Genomic DNA, 15637 nt, shown 5'->3' with positions numbered 1-15637 from the left:
TCGGGGGCCTGCACGGACAGGTCTCCCGTGGTTCCCGTGCCCCTGATCGGCAAACCCCCAGGTGGGAAGCCGGTGGGGAGGGGCTGGGAGGCGTGTGGGGGGTGGGAGCGAGCACCCCCGCACGTCATGTATTGTTCTTTGTGCGCGAGCGGCGAGGGGACAGCCCCGAGCCGGACGGGCACCGGGACGTGGCGCAGTTTGGTAGCGCACCTGACTGGGGGTCAGGGGGTCGTGGGTTCAAATCCCGCCGTCCCGACAGCGAAGAACCCGAGGGCCGGTCTCCTTGATCAAGGAGACCGGCCCTCGGTCGTGTGTACGCGGGCCGGGCTCAGCCCCTGGGCGTACGAGCGCACCCAACTCGGACCGCATCCCGCCCCGTTGGGCGGACGTCGCCGGTCAGCCCCCGAACATCCCCGCGTTCTCCTCCACCCACTGCGCGAAGGTGCGCGGCGGCTTGCCCGTGATCTTCTCGACCGTGGGGAGCACCGTGCGGCCCGCCTCGGGCGGATTCGTGCGCATTGCCACGAAGAATGCGATGTCGTCCTCGGAGTAACCCTCCCGGCGCCACTGGGCAATGATCTCGTCGCGGGTCAGCTCCACGTAGCGGATCTCGCGGCCGAGCACCTCGGCGATGACGCGGACCTTGTCCGGGGCGGTGAGCGCCTCGGGGCCCGTGAGCCAGTACTCCTGGCCCGCGTGGCCCTCCGTGGTCAGCGCCGTCGCGGCGACGGCCGCGATGTCCGCCTCGTGGATCATCGCGCTCCTGGCCTCGGGGAACGCCTCGCGGACCACGCCCTCGCTGCGTACCGAATCCGCCCACTCGCAGGCGTTCGACATGAACTCCACCGGGGAGAGGCGGGTCCACTCCATGCCGCCCGCTTCGAGCGCCTCCTCCAAGGGGCTCTTGGACACGTCGCCCTTGAGGACGGTCACCCTGCGCACCCCGGACTTCTCCGCCAGCGCGGCGATCTCCGCGCCGTTGGCCAGCGGGGCGAAGTCCGCGCCGTCGAAGCTGATCAGGTGGGCCGCGGTGACCCCGTCGAAGGCTCTCTCCAGGCTCGCGGTGTCCGCCAGGTCGCCCGCCACCACGTCGACGCCCGCGGGCAGGTCCGCCTTCCCCGGGTTGCGGGTGAGGGCGCGCACCGCGTGTCCGGCGGCGGCGAGCCGCTCGACGAGGGGGCGTCCTACGGTGCCCGTGGCTCCGGCGACAAGGATGGTCATGGCGATCTCCGTCCGGTGTGTGACCGACTGTGCGACCGACGTTAGAAGCGATCGCGGTCACCTTCTGTCCGCGGTCGGTGCGAGGCTTTCCCCATGCTGGAGACATCGGCGCGGCTGCTGCGGCTGCTGGCCCTGCTGCAGGCCCGACGCGACTGGCCGGGCGAGGAGTTGGCGTGCCGCCTCGGGGTGAGCGCGCGCACCGTGCGGCGCGACGTGGACAAGCTGCGGCTGCTGGGTTACCCGGTCGAGGCGACCGGCGGCGTGGGCGGCGGCTACCGGCTGGGCGCCGGCGCCGCGCTCCCGCCCCTGCTGCTGGACGACGAGGAGGCCGTGGCCGTCGCGCTCGGCCTGCGTACGGCGGCGGGCGGCGGGGTCACGGGCATCGCGGAGACCTCCGTACGGGCGCTGGCGAAGCTGGACCAGGTGCTGCCCCCGCGGCTGCGCCACCGGGTCGGCACGATCGGCTCCGCGCTGGTCACGCTGCCCGCGGCGGGGCCGACGGTCGATCCGTCCGTGCTGACCGCGATCGCCTCGGCCGTGCGCGACCGCGAGCGGCTGCGCTTCGACTACGTGTCGTACGAGGACGAGGGGAGCGTGCGGGACGTGGAGCCCTGCAAGCTCGTGCACAACGGGCGGCGCTGGTATCTCTTCGCGTGGGACACGGGGAGGGCGGACTGGCGCAGGTTCCGGGCGGACAGGATGACGCTGCGCGTGCCCAACGGGCCGCGCTTCGCGCCGCGCCCGCTGCCGGAGGGCGATCTCGCGGAGCTCCTGGCCCCGGGCGGCGCCGCGGAGGGCTTCCGCTACCGCGCTGTGCTGACGCTGTACGGCTCGGCGCAGGAGGTGGCCGAGGAAGTGCCGCCCACGCTGGGCACGGTGGAGCCGGTGGACGGCAACCACTGCCTCGTGCGCATCGGTTCGGACAGCCTCGACCATCTCGTGGTGTGGGTGGCCGCCTTCGGCTTCGACTTCGACGTGCACGAGCCGCCCGAGCTGGTGGAGCGCGTGCGGACACTGGCGGCGCGCCTGTCCAGGGCCGCGCGCCCGGCGCATGAGCGCACGCGGGACGGGCTGGGGCACGTTCCGTAGGGGCCCGCGCGTTCCGGAGGTCCAGGTTCTGCGGCCGCCCTGCACCCCCGGCGCGGCGCCGCACACCTCGTACGGCCCTTGTAGGAGGACGGGCAGCACGTGCGGGACTGGCTGCACGTGGACGACCACGTGCACGGACGGTCGCCTGGTAGCGCGCCCACCGCTCCTGGTGGGAGCCGCTGCTCCGGGAGGCCGCGGTGCCGCAGCCTGGCTGAGCGGCCCGCGGGGGTACGCGGCCGGGCGCCGGGCCGTACGCCGCCCCGCCCCTGCACCTTGACGCGCTCACGGCGCCCTGGCTTACATGTCCGCGACAGGCGACACAGGACACGGGAACACACACGGGACACACGGGCGGCCGGCCAAGCCGTCGGAATCGGCGGAGGAGCATGACAGCGACCACGGCCCCCGCGCTGCTCGGCGTGCAGGGCCTGCACAAGTCCTTCCCCGGCGTACGGGCCCTGGACGGCGTGGACTTCCAACTGCGCGCGGGCGAGGTCCATGTGCTCCTCGGCGAGAACGGCGCGGGCAAGAGCACGCTCATCAAGGCGCTGTCCGGCGCGCACCGTCCCGACGGCGGGCGGATCACGGTGGACGGCGCCGAGGTGCGCATCCGTTCCGCGCAGGACGCCGAGCGGCTCGGGATCGCCACCATCCACCAGGAGTTCCACCTGGTGCCGGGCATGACGGTCGCCGAGAACGTCTTCCTCGGGCGCCAGCCGCGCCGCTTCGGCCTGGTCGACAAGGCGCGGATGACCGAGGACGCGCGCGCGGTGCTCCGGCGCGTGGGCCTGGAGGTCTCCCCCACGACCCCGGTGCGCGAACTGGGCATCGCGCAGCTCCACTTGGTGGAGATCGCCAAGGCGCTGAGCCTGGAGGCCCGCGTACTGATCATGGACGAGCCCACCGCTGCGCTCACCTCGGAGGAGGTGGACCGGCTCTTCGGGCTGGTGCGGCAACTGCGCGACGAGGGCGTGGGCATCGTGTTCATCACGCACCACCTGGAGGAGATCGCCGCGCTCGGCGACAGGGTGACCGTGCTGCGGGACGGCCGCAGCGTGGCCGAGGTCCCGGCGGACACCGACAGGGACGAGCTGGTGCGCCTGATGGTCGGCCGCGACATCGGGCAGCAGTATCCGCGCGAGTGCGGCGAATTGGGCGAGCCGCTGCTGCGCGTACGGGGCCTGACCCGGCACGCGGGGCCGGGCGCCGACGGGCACGACGACGGGGCGCCGGCCGCCTCCTTCCACGACGTGGGCTTCGAGGTGCGGGCCGGCGAGGTGGTCGGCCTGGCCGGGCTGGTCGGCGCGGGCCGCACGGAGGTGGCCAGGGCGGTCTTCGGGGTGGACCGGTACGCCGCGGGCACGGTCGAGGTCGCGGGGCGGCCGCTGCCCGCTGGCGATGTGCGGGCGGCGATGCGCGCAGGGCTCGGCCTCGTACCGGAGGACCGCAAGGGGCAGGGTCTGGTGCTGGACTCGGACGTGCGGGAGAACCTCGTGCTCGCCCGCCAGGGCAGGGACCGCAGAGCGGGGCTCGTGGACCGCGCGGCGCAGCGCGAGAAGGCGGAGCGGGTCGCCGAGCGGCTGCGGGTGCGGATGAGCGGGCTGGGGCAGCCGGTGCGCACGCTCTCCGGCGGCAACCAGCAGAAGGTGGTGATCGGCCGCTGGCTGCTGGCCGACGCGCGGCTGCTGATCCTGGACGAGCCGACCCGGGGCGTCGACGTGGGCGCCAAGGTGGAGATCTACCGGCTGATCAACGAACTGACCGCGGCGGGCTGCGGAGTGCTGATGATCTCCAGCGACCTGCCGGAGGTGCTGGGCATCAGCGACCGGGTGCTGGTGATGGCGCAGGGCCGGATCGCCGGGGAGCTCTCCGCCGAGGAGGCGGGCCAGGACGCGGTGATGCGGCTCGCCGTCGCGGGAGGGAAGCCCACGGGAGAGGCGTGACGATTCCTCAACTTCCCCTGGCAGCGGGACAGTTGAGGTTACGTCAGTGTCAGGTGCGCGGCTCTCCCCCGTACGGACGAAAACCCGTGACCTTCTCTCGAAGCGGGTACCGAACGCGGCTATCCCTGTGACGTCACCCGGCGATTGCGCACGCAACCGCCGGGCGGTCCGACCGACCGCGACCCACAGGAGGCCAGGCCATGCCGCCCACCCACACCGCAGCGCCCGTCTGGGACCCACGCCAGTACCTGCGCTACGCGGAGCACCGCACGCGCCCCTTCCACGACCTGCTGTCCCGGATACCCGAGCTGCCGGCGCAGGGGCGCCCGGCTCGCATCGCCGACCTGGGCTGCGGCCCCGGCAACGTCACCGCGCTGCTGGCGGTGCGCTGGCCCGACGCGCACATCACGGGCCTGGACAGCTCGGCCGAGATGCTCGACGCGGCGCAGCGCCGGGCGGGACCGACACCCGGGGGCGGGATTCTGGACTTCGCGTTCGCGGACGCCGGGAGATGGGAGCCGGAGGAGCGCTACGACCTGATCGTCTCGAACGCCGCGCTCCAGTGGGTCCCCAACCACCCGGAGGAGCTGCCCCGTTGGCTCGACTCCCTCGCGCCGGGCGGCACCCTCGCCTTCCAGGTGCCGGGCAACGCGGTGCTGCCCAGCCACGCGCTGCTGGGCAAGCTGTGCGGCACGCCGCGCTGGCGCGACCGGCTGGGCGGTCACGGGCGCGGCTTCACCCACCTCCTCGACCCGTCGCAGTATCTGGAGCGGCTCTCGGGGCCCGGGCGCTCGGTGGACGCGTGGGAGACCACCTATGTGCGGCTGCTGCCGGGGCGTGATCCGGTGCTGGAGTGGGTCAAGGGCTCTGCGCTGCGTCCCGTGCTGACCGCGCTGGAGGACGACGCCGAGGCGTGCGCCGCGTTCCTCGCCGAATACCGGGAGCTGCTGCGCACGGCGTATCCGCCGGGGCCGCACGGCACGGTCTTCCCGTTCCGCCGGATCTTCGTGGTCGCGCGCCGCGAGGGGTGAGGCCGGCGCCGTCACCGGTCCGCGGCCGGCGGGAGTCCCGTCGGCCGCGGGCGCCGCGCCGGCCCCGCAGCGCACCTCGCGCACCGTGACACCCAATAAACGGAGGGTGCTCACCGGCGGGTTGCCGCCGTCCGGGAGGGATGTCTCACGCCCCCTGAGCTGCCCTGTTGCCATGCGGTGTCGATAGCGTGGCCGGTAGGGCCGTACAGTGCGGCGTACGGGGCGTGTCCATACTGCTATGCGGCAGTTCCGTGAGAGATTCGTGCAACAGCAGTGCCGGTGCCCGACCTGCGCATGCCGCACGGGAGTTGCGGATGCCCCCGCGCCCGCCACGCTCTGCTGCAGAGGCCGACGGGAAAGGGAAAGAGCGTGGTGTCTTCGGCTGCGCGGCGCTGGCAGGAGCGCCTGCGGTTCATCGCGGCGATCGCGAGGAAACCCAAACAGACCGGGGCGATCTCCCCCAGTTCGCACTGGCTGGCCAAGGCCATTGTCGAGTCCATGCCGGAGCGGGAGCACCCCACGGTGGTCGAACTCGGCGCCGGCGCCGGGGCGTTGACCGGCTCCCTGCTGGAGCGCACGGGCTCCGGGGGACGGCTGCTGTCCCTGGAGGTCGACCCCGACCTGGCCCGCTATGTCTCGGGGCACTTCCCCCAGGCCGAGGTGTGGGAGGCGGACGCCGCCGACCTGTCCGGAATCCTGGAGAAGGCGGGCGCCGAGCAGGTGCAGGCGGTGGTGAGCGCGCTGCCGTGGTCGCTGTTCCCGCCGGACAAGCAGCGGGTCATCCTGGAGCAGGCGCGCGACGCGCTCGCGCCGGACGGCACCTTCGTGAGCATCAGCACCGTGACCGCGGGCCTCACCGCGGCGGGGCGGCTCTTCCCCAGCCTGCTGCCCGAGTACTTCGCCGGCACGGGCCGCCGCTTCGTGCCGGGCAACTTCCCGCCCGCGTACGTGTACGTGGGCTGGCAGCCGGTGCGGCGCGGGGGCACGCAGCGGTCCTAGCCGCAAGAGTCCCGGCCGCGTAAGGCCAGCTCCCGCGCGTACGCCTCAGTGCCCGGTCGCGTGCTGTTCGTGCTGTTCCCAGGGCCGGACCGTGAAGAAGGCGCCCTCGGGGTCGCACAGCACCGCCGCGCCGTCCGGCCGCTCCTCCGCCCTGCTGCCGCCGTGGTCCAGGGCGGCGGCCACCGTTCCCGCGACGTCGGCGACGGGGAAGGACACCTCCCAGCGTGGCCGCACGCGCGGGTCGGGCGCGCTCTCGACCGCGCCGCCGTTGAGGGTGGCCACCGTGTGCTTGCCCACTCGCACGCGGACGGTCTCGTCCGCGTACTCCACCTCGCACGGGCCGTCCTCGGCGGCCCAGTCGAAGAGCTGGCCGTAGAAGATCGCGGCGGCGAAGGCGTCCCGGGTGCGCAGGTCGAGCCGCGCGGGCGGGCTGCCGCCCTCCGCGTGCCAGTTCGCCAGGACGTGCCCCTCCCAGAAGCCGAACCTCGCGCCGTCCGGGTCGGCGGCCACCGCGGTGCGGCCCTCGCCCAGCTTGAGCGGGCCCACCGCGACCGTCCCGCAGCGCTCGGCGACCCGCCCCGCGATGGCGTCGGCCTCGTCGACGGAGAAGAACGGGGTCCAGGAGACCGGCATCCGCAGCCGCCCGGCCACCTCGCCGATCCCGGCCACCGGCACGCCGTCGGTGAGCGCGACGGCGAACTCCTCGCCGAGGCTCGCGCGGCGGAAGGTCCAGCCCAGCACGGCGCCGTAGAAGTCCCTCGCCCCCGCCAGTCCGTGCGTCGCGAGGCTGACCCAGCAGGGAGCCCCGTGTGCGGGCGCGATCCTGTCCACGGTTGTCACGGTGTCTTCGCCTTTCGGGGGGCCGGTCGGGGGTGGGGCTGCTGCTCTCCGGAGTGCCATGAGGGGCGCCGCGTAAACCCGGGCATGGGAGTGACGGCGCGCGGCAACCCGTACGCCGCGAAGGAGGTGACCGGAATGGCACGCCCCGTCTGGTCGGGTTCCGTCACGTTCGGGCTCGTCTCGTTGCCGGTGTCGATGATGGCGGCGACCACGTCCCACACCGTCCGCTTCCACCAGTTGCAGCGCGGCACCTCGGACCGGGTGCGGAACAAGAGGGTCAACGAGCGCACCGGCAAGGAGGTCCCGTACGACAAGATCGTGAAGGGCTATCCGCTGGGGGACGGCGAGTACGTCGTGGTCGAGCCCGAGGAGCTGGACGAGATCGCTCCGGGGCGCTCGCAGGAGATCGAGATCACCGGCTTCGTGGAGCTGGAGTCGATCGACCCGGTCTTCTTCGACGCCACCTACTACCTCCAGCCGCGCAAGGGCTCGGACAGCAAGGTGTACTCGCTGCTGCGGGACACCCTGGAGGAGTCGGAGCAGGCGGGCATCGCGACCATGAGCATGCACCAGAAGGACTACCTGGTCGCGGTGCACGCCGAGAGCGGGGTGCTGGTGCTGCACACGCTGCACTGGTCCGACGAGGTGCGCGATCCCCAGGACATCCTCGGCAACCTTCCCTCGGGGACCGAGTCGCGGCCCCAGGAGCGGAAGATGGCGCGGCAGCTCATCGACACCATGGCCATGGAGTTCGACCCGGAGGACTACCGGGACCGTACGCAGGAGCGGGTGCGGGAGCTGGTGGAGGCCAAGCGGAAGGGCGAGACCGTCCAGCGCAGCGAGCCGGCGCCCGAGCCCACGAACGTGGTCGACCTGATGTCCGCGCTGCGCGAGTCGGTGGAGTCCGGCGGGCGCGGGCGCCGAAGCGGAACCAAGAGGCGGGCCGCTTCGAAGAGCCCGAAGAGCTCGAAATCCTCGGGAACCTCGAAGTCCTCGGGGACCTCGAAGAGCTCGCGGGGCCGTGAGCTCGACGGTCTGACCAAGGCCGAGCTCTACGAGCGCGCCTCGGAGGCGGAGATTCCCGGCCGTTCCAAGATGTCCCGCGACGAGCTCCAGCGGGCGCTGCGCAAGGCCGCGTAGCCGTACCCGGGGCCCGCGGGCCCGTACGGGGCGAGCCATTCGGGCCATTCCGGCGCGGGACCGGGGCGCCCCGCGCCGGAGCGGGCACTCGCTGCGCCATGCGAAAAGGCATCACGCTCCCGGGCATCCTGCTCGGCGTCGGGCTCGGCGGGTTCGTCGACGGGATCCTGCTGCACCAACTGCTGCAGTGGCACCACATGCTGACCAGCGCGGCCACCTCCCACATCGGCCTCCGCCCGTACCCGGCGGACACCGTGCCGGGCCTGCGCATGAACACCGTGTGGGACGGCGTCTTCCACACCGTGTGCTGGCTCTCCGTACTGAGCGGGCTCGCGGTGCTCCACTCCCGCGTCACGCACGACCGCCGCCGGGTGTGGGGCTCGCGCGTGCTGTGGGGGTGGATCCTCGCGGGCTGGGGGCTGTTCAACCTGGTCGAGGGGGTGCTCGACCACCACATCCTGGGCATCCACCACGTACGGAGCGGCCCCGGGCAGCTCTGGTGGGACCTGGGCTTCCTCGCCCTGGGCGCGCTGCTCCTCGCGGGCGGCTGGGCTCTCCAGCGGAGCGGCCGTCCCCTCGGAACGGGACATCCCACCGACGCAGCCGGCGCAGCCGCGCCCACCGAGGACGGCTCGCACGCCCGGCACGCGAGGAGCCGTCGGTGAACGGCGTACGGGACACCCCCGGGCGAGCGCTCAACGCCCTTGCCACGCACGGGAGTTGGCGTCTCGCCAGCCTGCTGACGGGTGTGCTGCTGCTCGCGGTCGCACTGCTGCCGCCGGTCGCCCCGCACGCGCACCACGACTTCCGGCTGCACATGCTGCAGCACCTGCTGATCGGCATGTACGCGCCGCTCGCCCTGGTGCTCGGCGCGCCGGTCACCCTCCTCCTGCGGGCCCTGCCCGCGCCGCGCGCCCGGCGGCTGACCGGCGTGCTGCGCGGCCGGGTGCTGCGGGTGCCGGCGCATCCGGTGACCGCGCTGGTGCTGAGCGTCGGGACGCTGCCCGTCCTCTACTTCACGCCGCTGTACGGGGTGGTCGCGGGGCACCATGCCGCGCCCTGGGCGCACTGGCTGCTGCACGCGCACTTCCTGCTCTCCGGCTGCCTGTTCGCGTGGGCCGTCGCGGGGCCCGATCCTGCGCCGGCCCGGCCCGGGGTGCGCGCCCGGCTGGTGGTGCTCGGGGTCGCCGTGGCCGGGCACGCGGTCGTCTCGCAGCTCATGTACGCGGGCCTGTCCGCGGTCCAGGCGCCGGAGGCGCAGGTCAGGGGCGGTGCGGCGCTCATGTACTACGGCGGGGACATCGCCGAGCTGCTGCTCGCCGCCGCGCTGGTGGCCACCTGGCGCCCCGTACGCGTCATGCGCCAGGCCGGCGCCGGAGCCGAGGCCGGAGCCGCCACGGGGACGGGCTGACCACCGGCCCGCTCACCGAGGCGCCCCGCCCTCGCGTGCCGGATCGCCCAGGCGCAGGGACGCCTCCAGCATCAGCGCGTGCACGAACGCCTGCGGCAGATTGCCCCGGAGCTGGCGCTGCTCGATGTCGTACTCCTCCGCGTACAGGCCCGGACCTCCGGCGGCGGCGCGGTTGCGCTCGAACCAGCGGTACGCGGAGATCTCCCTTCCCTGCTGCTGCTCGGCCAGCGCGACCACGAAGCCGCAGAGCAGGAAGGCGCCCTCGGCCTCGGCGAGCGGGCGCTCGTCGTGCCGGAAGCGGTACGCGAAGAAGTCGTCGGTGAGGTGCGCGAGGTAGGCGTCGAGGGTGGCCCGGGTGCGCGGGTCCTCCACCGGCATCCCGCCGCGCACGGCGGGCAGCAGCAGCGCGCCGTCCAGGCGCGGGTCGCCGGGCGCGCGCTGCCAGCGCCCCACGGGGTGCAGGCTGTGCGCGGCGGTGTCGGCGACCAGCCGGTCGGCGAGCGCGGTCCACTCGGCGGAGCGTGCCGGGGGCGCACCGGCCGCGGCCATCCTGCGCAGTCCCGCCGCGCAGATCAGGCGGCTGTGCGCCCAGGGCCGGTCGTCCAGTTCCCAGATGCCGGCGTCCGGTTCGCGCCACCGGTGCGCGATCGCCCCGGCCGCGGTGCGCGCGGCCTGCCAGCCCTCGCCGTCCAGGCGTCCGTGCCGGGCGGCAGCGGAGAACAGCAGCAGTGCCTCGCCGAAGGAGTCGAGCTGGAACTGCTTGGTCACGTGGTTGCCCACGAGATCGAAGCCGCCGGGGTATCCGGGCAGGTCCAGCGGCCGCTGGTCGGGGATGCGGCCGCCCTCGGCGGTGTACGCGGGGGCCAGCGCGGGCCCGTCGTCCAGGAGCCGGGCCGAGACGAACCGCACGGCGGCGTCGAGGAGTTCGGGCGCCCCGGCGGCGGCAGCGGCCTGCCCGGCGAAGCACTGGTCGCGGATCCACACGTACCGGTAGTCGTAGTTCCGCCCCTCCTCGGCGCGCTCGGGCAGGCTCGTGGTGGCCGCCGCGACCATGCCGTCGCCCGTGCCGGTCAGGCCGCGCAGCACCGCGTACGAGCGCAGCGCGTCCCCCGCGGCGATGCTGCCGCGCAGCGGCGGAACGGTCTCGGCCCACGCGGCCTCGGTGGCCCGCCACTCCCGCGCCGGGTCGGGCGGCCCGGCGGGCAGCGGCCGGTCGGACAGCTCCAGTACGAGGTCGCGGCGCTCGCCCGGGTGCAGGGTCAGCACCGTCTCCAGGCGGTGTCCCGCGCGCCCCGCCGGACGCGCCTCCTCGCCGCCGCTCCAGCGCATCCGCAGGTCACCGGCCGTGCCCGTCCACACGCCCGCCTCGTCCTTGGCGAGGCCGGTCAGCGGCCGCCGCCCGAACCCGGCGCGCGGCTCCAGCACCACCCGCACCCTGGCCGGCGCGTCGCGGGCCTCGATACTGCGGAGGATCACCGCGCGGTGCGGGTCGCCGGGGAAGGCCAGCGCCTCGCGGCAGTCCACCACGCCGTCGTCGGTGACCCAGTGGCTGCGCCAGATCAGCGAGCCCTCCTCGTAGCTGCCGCCCCACACGAAGCGGCCCGTGGGGGTCACCGCGTAGGTGCCGGTGCCGCCGACGAGGGTGGAGAACACCGCGTCGGAGTCCCAGCGCGGCGCGCACATCCACGCGTACTCGCCGCGCGGCCCGACCAGCGCGCCGCGCTCGCCGTCAGCGAGCAGGGCGTATTCACGCAGGGGCTGGGGCAGGCAGGCGGTGGGGGTGGCGGGGTCGGCGTGGCCCGCGTGGTCGCTTGGGCCGCCTCGGTCGCTTCCCGCGCGGTCGTCGTGTGCCTCGCGGCCCTCTCCCGCGTGTGCCGCGTCGCCGCTCACCATGTGATCGCCTCCACGGGAGCCGGGGTCCCTCGCGGACCGACGGCTAAACGTGGCGGGTCCGCACCCAGCCGGTGCAACGTGAATTGCGCGCGCTAGCATGTACGCAATTCCCATGACAGCCACGTGCGTGGCGCGCACGGCGCGTGACGTCCTGAGAGTGCGAGGAGGCCGGGCCCTTGCGCGTCCGTACCCATGACCGCGTCCGCATCCGCGAGCAGGAGTGCGCCGGGATGCGGTGGCTGGTGGCCGAGGGGGAGCGCGAGGACGTGTTCCGCGCTCTCGGCGCCGCCGCCCGCGAGGACGTCCACGCCGTGCAGGAGGCGCTGCCCGAGGGCGGGGCGCTGCGCACCTGGGCCGCCTCGCCGCGGGGCCGCGCACGGCTGGACGCGCTGCTGCGGTGCGCGCGGGAGCGGCACCCCGAGGAGGTCGCCGAGCTGCGCGCGCTGGCCGAGGGCGCGCAACTGGACTTCGAGCGGCTGCTGTTGGCGAATCTGCGCGGCGACATCGGCGGCGAGGACGGGGATGCGGGAGAGGGCGATGTCGGCGGCGCCGGGGACGGCACGGGGTGTACCGATCTGGCCTGGCGCAGGGAGCGCGCGTTCGTCGCGCACAACGAGGACGGCGCGCCCGCGCTGGACGGCCGCCTCACGCTGCTGACGCTGCGCCTCACGGGCGAGGCGCCGGTGACCGTGGAGTGGTATCCCGGCTTCCTGCCCGCCAACACCTTCACCGCCACCGGCAACGGACTGGTGTGGGGCATCAACCACATCCAGGCCGCGCGCCCCGCGACCGCGCCCGGACGGCACTTCGTGGCCCGCGCGATGCAGCGCGCCCGCGACCTGGACGAAGCGGTCGCCCACCTGCGCGGACACCCCTCGGCCGGTGGTTTCGCGTACACCGTCGGGGAGTGCGGTACGGGCCGGATCGCCGTGGTCGAGGCGGTCGCCGGGCAGGTCGCGGTGACCCTCCCTGACGCGCGGGATCCGCTGCACTGGCACACCAACCACCTGCGCCGGCTGCCCGGGCTCGACGCGTCCGAGGACTCCGGTGCGGGCCGCAGCCTCGGCCTGTACGAGGAGAGCGTGGCGCGCGGTGCGGCGCTCTCCCGGCTCGCCGCGCCCGAACGGGAGCCGGACGCGCGGTGGTTCACCGAGGCGCTGACCGGGGCACCGCTGCCGGAGGGCGTGCACCGTACGGCGGCCGGCTCCGACCCGCTGATGACGCTGTGCACCGCGGTGGCCGAGCTCACCGGCGATCGGATCACCTTCCGGGGCGCGCACGGCGAGACGCGGCGGCTGCGGCTGTCGGCGTGCGCCCGCGGCGAATCCGTCCCCGCCTGACGACCGTCCCGCTCCACTTCCCGAACCGCTTCCCCCCTCCCCCATGGAGAGTTCCACATGGCCGACGCTTCCTCCGCTCCTCGTACGTACGACGAGCTGCTGGACGAGCTGCGGCGGCGCGGCTCCGCGCTCACCCGCTCGCAGCGGCTGCTCGCCGACCGGCTGATGGCCGACCCCGAGGGGGTGGCCTTCATGACGGTCTCCGAACTGGCCGCCGCCGTCGGCGTCAACGAGGCCACCGTCGTCCGCTTCGCGACCGGGCTCGGCCTGGAGGGCTACCCGGGCCTGACCCGGCTGTGCCGCGAACGGCTGCGCGAGCAGGCCCAGTTGCTGCGCCGGTACGAGAGCCTGGAACGGCTCGGCGCGGGCGAGGAGGACCTCGTGGAGCAGTCCGCCGCGCTGGACCGCGCGAACGTGGCCCGCACCTTCGCGCGCATCGCGCCCGCCGTGTGGGAGTCCGCCGTGGACGCGCTGGCCACGGCGCCGCGGGTGCACATCATGGGGCTGCGCAAGTGCCATGCGCCGGCGTATCTGCTCGGCTATCTGCTGCGGCTGCTGCGCGAGGAGGTGGTGACGCTGGGCGCCGGGGCGGGGACGCTCACCGATGAGCTGCGTACGGTGCGCGAGGGCGACTGCTTCGTGGCGATGTCCATCCACCGGTACGCGGCGGAGACAGTGCGGGCGGCGGAGTGGGCGCGGGGGCGGGGGGCGCGGTGTGTGGCGCTCACCGACAACCCGTCGTCGCCGCTGGCCGCGTCCGCCGACCAGGTCTTCTACGTGGACGCCGCGGGGCCGTCGGTGCTGCGCTCCCTCACCGCGTTCACGTCCCTGACGCAGGCGCTGTCCGCCGCGGTGGCGGCCCAACTGGGCCACGAGGCCCGCTCCTCGCTCCTCCAAGAGGAAACCTTGCTGAAGGAGTTCCACACCTACCACGACCCGGAATAACCCGGACCTCTTCCCGCACTGAGGTGTGGGGCGCTGCGCGCCGCGCCGCCTCCCTCCCCCCCCACTTAGGTGTGGGCGTGCGTTCCGCTGGGGCGGAACGGGCGGGCACACCGGAACCGCCAGCCGCGAGGCCGTCCCCACCCCGCACCCAACCCCGCGCTCGCCGCGGGCGCTCACGGGGCTGCGCCCCGGCCCCCGTCGGGTGGGTGGTGGCGTGGGGCGCGGGGGCTGCGGTCCGGTTGTGCCCACCCTCCCCCAAGCTCTCCGGCTTCGCTCCGAGCAGGGAGGTACCCCCCTCGCCCCAGCGGAACGACTGCCCACAACCTCCGAGCGCCCAAGCCGGGACCGTGGGCCACAACTGCGTACGGGTGCAGCAGCCCGCAACCTCGTGCGGGGCGGCGGGTGGGCAGAGCCCCCCGGCTTGACCGCCACCCACAACCTCGCGCGGGAGCGGGTGGGGGGGGCAGAGCCCCGGCCGGTTGGTCATGTTGTCGCGGTCAAGTCCCCCAGGGCCGTGCGCAGATGGGACAGCGCGTCGGACACCCACGGCAAAGACGTCGGGTCCTCCGCGTGCAAGGACGTCCAGCGCTGCTCCGCGCTGTCGCCGTACAGCAGGCTCGTGGCCACCCGCGCGCGCAAGCCCTCCGGCGCGTCGCCGAAAGACGCCCCGGGGAGCACGCCGACCCCGTACCGCGACAGCAACGCGTCCGCCAACTGCCGCCCCGTGGCGATCCCCTGCCGCTCCAGCGCAGGCCGGACCGGCTCGAAGTCGGGGTAGAGGTAGAAGCCCGCCTCCGGCGCCCGGCACCGCGCGCCCGCCGCGGTGAATTCGGCGTGCACCGCCCCCGCCACCGCCGCGTGCAGCGCACCCGACCGCGCGATGTGCGCGGTCACCTCCGGCGGGTCCTGGAGTACGTGCGCCGCGGCCGCCTGCTGAGGCGCGGCCAGGCTGGACCACACCTCACTGGCCACACCGGTGAGTTCGGCCCGCAGCCTGCGCCCCCACGCTCCGTCCGGCACCCGCGCGAAGCCGATCCGCCAGCCGCCCAGCGCCATGGACTTGCTGAGGCCGGTGGTGACCACGGTCCGCTCCGGGAGGTGATCGGAGGCGCGGGGCGCAGAGCCGGCCTCGCCGGAACGACCATCGCCGTGGACCAGCTCCGCGTAGATCTCGTCCGCGATCACCGCGAGCCCGTGCCGCGAGGCGATCGCGCACACCTCGCGCAGGTGGTCCGCGCGCGCCACCGTCCCGGTCGGGTTGTCCGGCACCGTCACCACCAGCACGCCGGGCTCGGCCCCCGCGGCCCGCGCCCGCGCCAACTCGCCCTCCAGCAGCGCGGGATCCGGCACGCCGCCCGCCTCCTCCGGCACCGGTACGCCGATGACCCGCTTCCCCGCGAGCGCGCTCTGCGCCGCGTAGCTGACCCACGCGGGGCGCGGCAGCACCACGTCGCCGGGTATGCACAGGAGCAGCGCGAACAGCAGCGCCTTGCTGCCCGGCGCGAAGAGGACCTGGTCGGGCCCGGTGGGCGTGCCCCGGCGCCCGAACCACCCCGCCGCCGCCTCGCGCGCCTCGGCCGAGCCGACGACCGCCCCGTAACCGTTCCGCTCCGCCGCCCCGGCCAGCGCCGCGGCGACCCCGGCGGGCACGGGCAGCCCCGCCTCGCCGAAGCCGAGGTGCAGTACGCGTTCGCCTGCCGCCCTGCGGGCCCGCAGGGTCTCGTCGATGGCCAAGGTCGCCGAATGCATGGTCACGGCGCCCACACTCCTCACGCTGCTCCGGTG

At 74.4% G+C, this 15637-nt stretch carries 13 protein-coding genes and 1 tRNA gene; 10 read left to right on the top strand and 4 right to left on the bottom strand.

What is annotated here, in order from left to right; genetic code table 11:
• The first annotated feature begins 182 nt into the window (after nucleotides 1-182).
• Nucleotides 183-256: transfer RNA gene (locus ABEE00_RS12780), tRNA-Pro, on the top strand.
• Nucleotides 257-396: 140 nt separating this feature from the next.
• Here the strand turns inward: ABEE00_RS12780 and ABEE00_RS12775 are convergent.
• A complete protein-coding gene (locus ABEE00_RS12775) occupies nucleotides 397-1221 on the bottom strand; it encodes an NmrA family NAD(P)-binding protein (RefSeq protein WP_345745520.1) in 825 nt (274 codons plus the stop codon).
• Between the two features lie 93 nt (nucleotides 1222-1314).
• On the opposite strand from ABEE00_RS12775, the gene ABEE00_RS12770 reads away from it, so the two are divergent.
• The 4 genes from ABEE00_RS12770 to ABEE00_RS12755 all read left to right on the top strand — a co-directional run bounded on the left by ABEE00_RS12770 (nucleotide 1315) and on the right by ABEE00_RS12755 (nucleotide 6283).
• Nucleotides 1315-2310 carry a helix-turn-helix transcriptional regulator gene (locus tag ABEE00_RS12770; RefSeq protein WP_345745519.1) on the top strand — a complete coding sequence of 332 codons (996 nt, stop codon included), beginning with the start codon at nucleotides 1315-1317 and terminating at the stop codon, nucleotides 2308-2310.
• A gap of 386 nt (nucleotides 2311-2696) precedes the next feature.
• Entirely contained in the window at nucleotides 2697-4253 is a 1557-nt protein-coding gene (locus ABEE00_RS12765) for a sugar ABC transporter ATP-binding protein (RefSeq protein ID WP_345745518.1), read from the top strand.
• 200 nt (nucleotides 4254-4453) lie between these two features.
• Nucleotides 4454-5284, top strand: coding sequence for a trans-aconitate 2-methyltransferase (locus ABEE00_RS12760; RefSeq protein WP_345745517.1), 831 nt, complete (start codon nucleotides 4454-4456; stop codon nucleotides 5282-5284).
• 369 nt (nucleotides 5285-5653) lie between these two features.
• Complete coding sequence (locus tag ABEE00_RS12755; protein ID WP_345745516.1) at nucleotides 5654-6283, top strand: class I SAM-dependent methyltransferase; 630 nt, start codon at nucleotides 5654-5656, stop codon at nucleotides 6281-6283.
• 45 nt (nucleotides 6284-6328) lie between these two features.
• Here ABEE00_RS12755 and ABEE00_RS12750 read toward each other — a convergent pair whose 3' ends face one another.
• Nucleotides 6329-7123, bottom strand: coding sequence for a VOC family protein (locus tag ABEE00_RS12750; protein WP_345745515.1), 795 nt, complete (start codon nucleotides 7121-7123; stop codon nucleotides 6329-6331).
• A gap of 135 nt (nucleotides 7124-7258) precedes the next feature.
• Here ABEE00_RS12750 and ku point away from each other — a divergent pair, with 135 nt between their 5' ends.
• From ku to ABEE00_RS12735, 3 genes are all read left to right on the top strand, one after another.
• Nucleotides 7259-8263 (top strand): non-homologous end joining protein Ku, encoded by a 1005-nt coding sequence (gene ku / locus ABEE00_RS12745; protein WP_345745514.1) that lies wholly within the window; start codon nucleotides 7259-7261, stop codon nucleotides 8261-8263.
• A gap of 98 nt (nucleotides 8264-8361) precedes the next feature.
• Nucleotides 8362-8928: a DUF2243 domain-containing protein gene (locus ABEE00_RS12740; RefSeq protein WP_345745513.1), complete on the top strand. Its 567-nt coding sequence runs from the start codon at nucleotides 8362-8364 to the stop codon at nucleotides 8926-8928.
• The gene (locus ABEE00_RS12735; RefSeq protein ID WP_345745512.1) at nucleotides 8925-9674 is read left to right on the top strand and encodes a cytochrome c oxidase assembly protein; all 750 of its coding nucleotides are present in this window, start codon (nucleotides 8925-8927) and stop codon (nucleotides 9672-9674) included. Before ABEE00_RS12740 ends, ABEE00_RS12735 begins: the two co-directional genes overlap by 4 nt.
• A 12-nt stretch (nucleotides 9675-9686) precedes the next feature.
• Here the strand turns inward: ABEE00_RS12735 and ABEE00_RS12730 are convergent, their stop codons facing one another.
• The gene (locus ABEE00_RS12730) at nucleotides 9687-11567 is read right to left on the bottom strand and encodes a glycoside hydrolase family 15 protein (protein ID WP_345745511.1); all 1881 of its coding nucleotides are present in this window, start codon (nucleotides 11565-11567) and stop codon (nucleotides 9687-9689) included.
• A 176-nt stretch (nucleotides 11568-11743) separates the two neighbouring features.
• On the opposite strand from ABEE00_RS12730, the gene ABEE00_RS12725 reads away from it, so the two are divergent.
• On the top strand, nucleotides 11744-12907 hold the full coding sequence (locus ABEE00_RS12725) for a C45 family peptidase (protein ID WP_345745510.1): 1164 nt from the start codon (nucleotides 11744-11746) through the stop codon (nucleotides 12905-12907).
• A 57-nt stretch (nucleotides 12908-12964) separates the two neighbouring features.
• Nucleotides 12965-13852, top strand: coding sequence for a MurR/RpiR family transcriptional regulator (locus ABEE00_RS12720; protein ID WP_345745509.1), 888 nt, complete (start codon nucleotides 12965-12967; stop codon nucleotides 13850-13852).
• 483 nt (nucleotides 13853-14335) lie between these two features.
• Here ABEE00_RS12720 and ABEE00_RS12715 read toward each other — a convergent pair whose 3' ends face one another.
• Entirely contained in the window at nucleotides 14336-15601 is a 1266-nt protein-coding gene (locus ABEE00_RS12715; protein ID WP_451918572.1) for a pyridoxal phosphate-dependent aminotransferase, read from the bottom strand.
• Between the last annotated feature and the right edge of the window lie 36 nt (nucleotides 15602-15637).

The sequence above is a fragment of the Streptomyces odontomachicola genome (assembly GCF_039605595.1).
In the GTDB taxonomy this organism is placed as follows: domain Bacteria; phylum Actinomycetota; class Actinomycetes; order Streptomycetales; family Streptomycetaceae; genus Streptomyces.
The sequence above is the reverse complement of the archived record's forward strand: the minus strand, read 5'-3'. Positions and strand labels throughout refer to the sequence as shown.

What these genes read in the sequence shown, in the direction of transcription:
- ABEE00_RS12775 (WP_345745520.1), bottom strand. Translation starts at nt 1,221, where the DNA reads ATGACCATCCTTGTCGCCGGAGCCACGGGCACCGTAGGACGCCCCCTC.
- ABEE00_RS12770 (WP_345745519.1), top strand. Translation starts at nt 1,315, where the DNA reads ATGCTGGAGACATCGGCGCGGCTGCTGCGGCTGCTGGCCCTGCTGCAG.
- ABEE00_RS12765 (WP_345745518.1), top strand. Translation starts at nt 2,697, where the DNA reads ATGACAGCGACCACGGCCCCCGCGCTGCTCGGCGTGCAGGGCCTGCAC.
- ABEE00_RS12760 (WP_345745517.1), top strand. Translation starts at nt 4,454, where the DNA reads ATGCCGCCCACCCACACCGCAGCGCCCGTCTGGGACCCACGCCAGTAC.
- ku (WP_345745514.1), top strand. Translation starts at nt 7,259, where the DNA reads ATGGCACGCCCCGTCTGGTCGGGTTCCGTCACGTTCGGGCTCGTCTCG.
- ABEE00_RS12740 (WP_345745513.1), top strand. Translation starts at nt 8,362, where the DNA reads ATGCGAAAAGGCATCACGCTCCCGGGCATCCTGCTCGGCGTCGGGCTC.
- ABEE00_RS12730 (WP_345745511.1), bottom strand. Translation starts at nt 11,567, where the DNA reads ATGGTGAGCGGCGACGCGGCACACGCGGGAGAGGGCCGCGAGGCACAC.
- ABEE00_RS12720 (WP_345745509.1), top strand. Translation starts at nt 12,965, where the DNA reads ATGGCCGACGCTTCCTCCGCTCCTCGTACGTACGACGAGCTGCTGGAC.
- ABEE00_RS12715 (WP_451918572.1), bottom strand. Translation starts at nt 15,601, where the DNA reads ATGCATTCGGCGACCTTGGCCATCGACGAGACCCTGCGGGCCCGCAGG.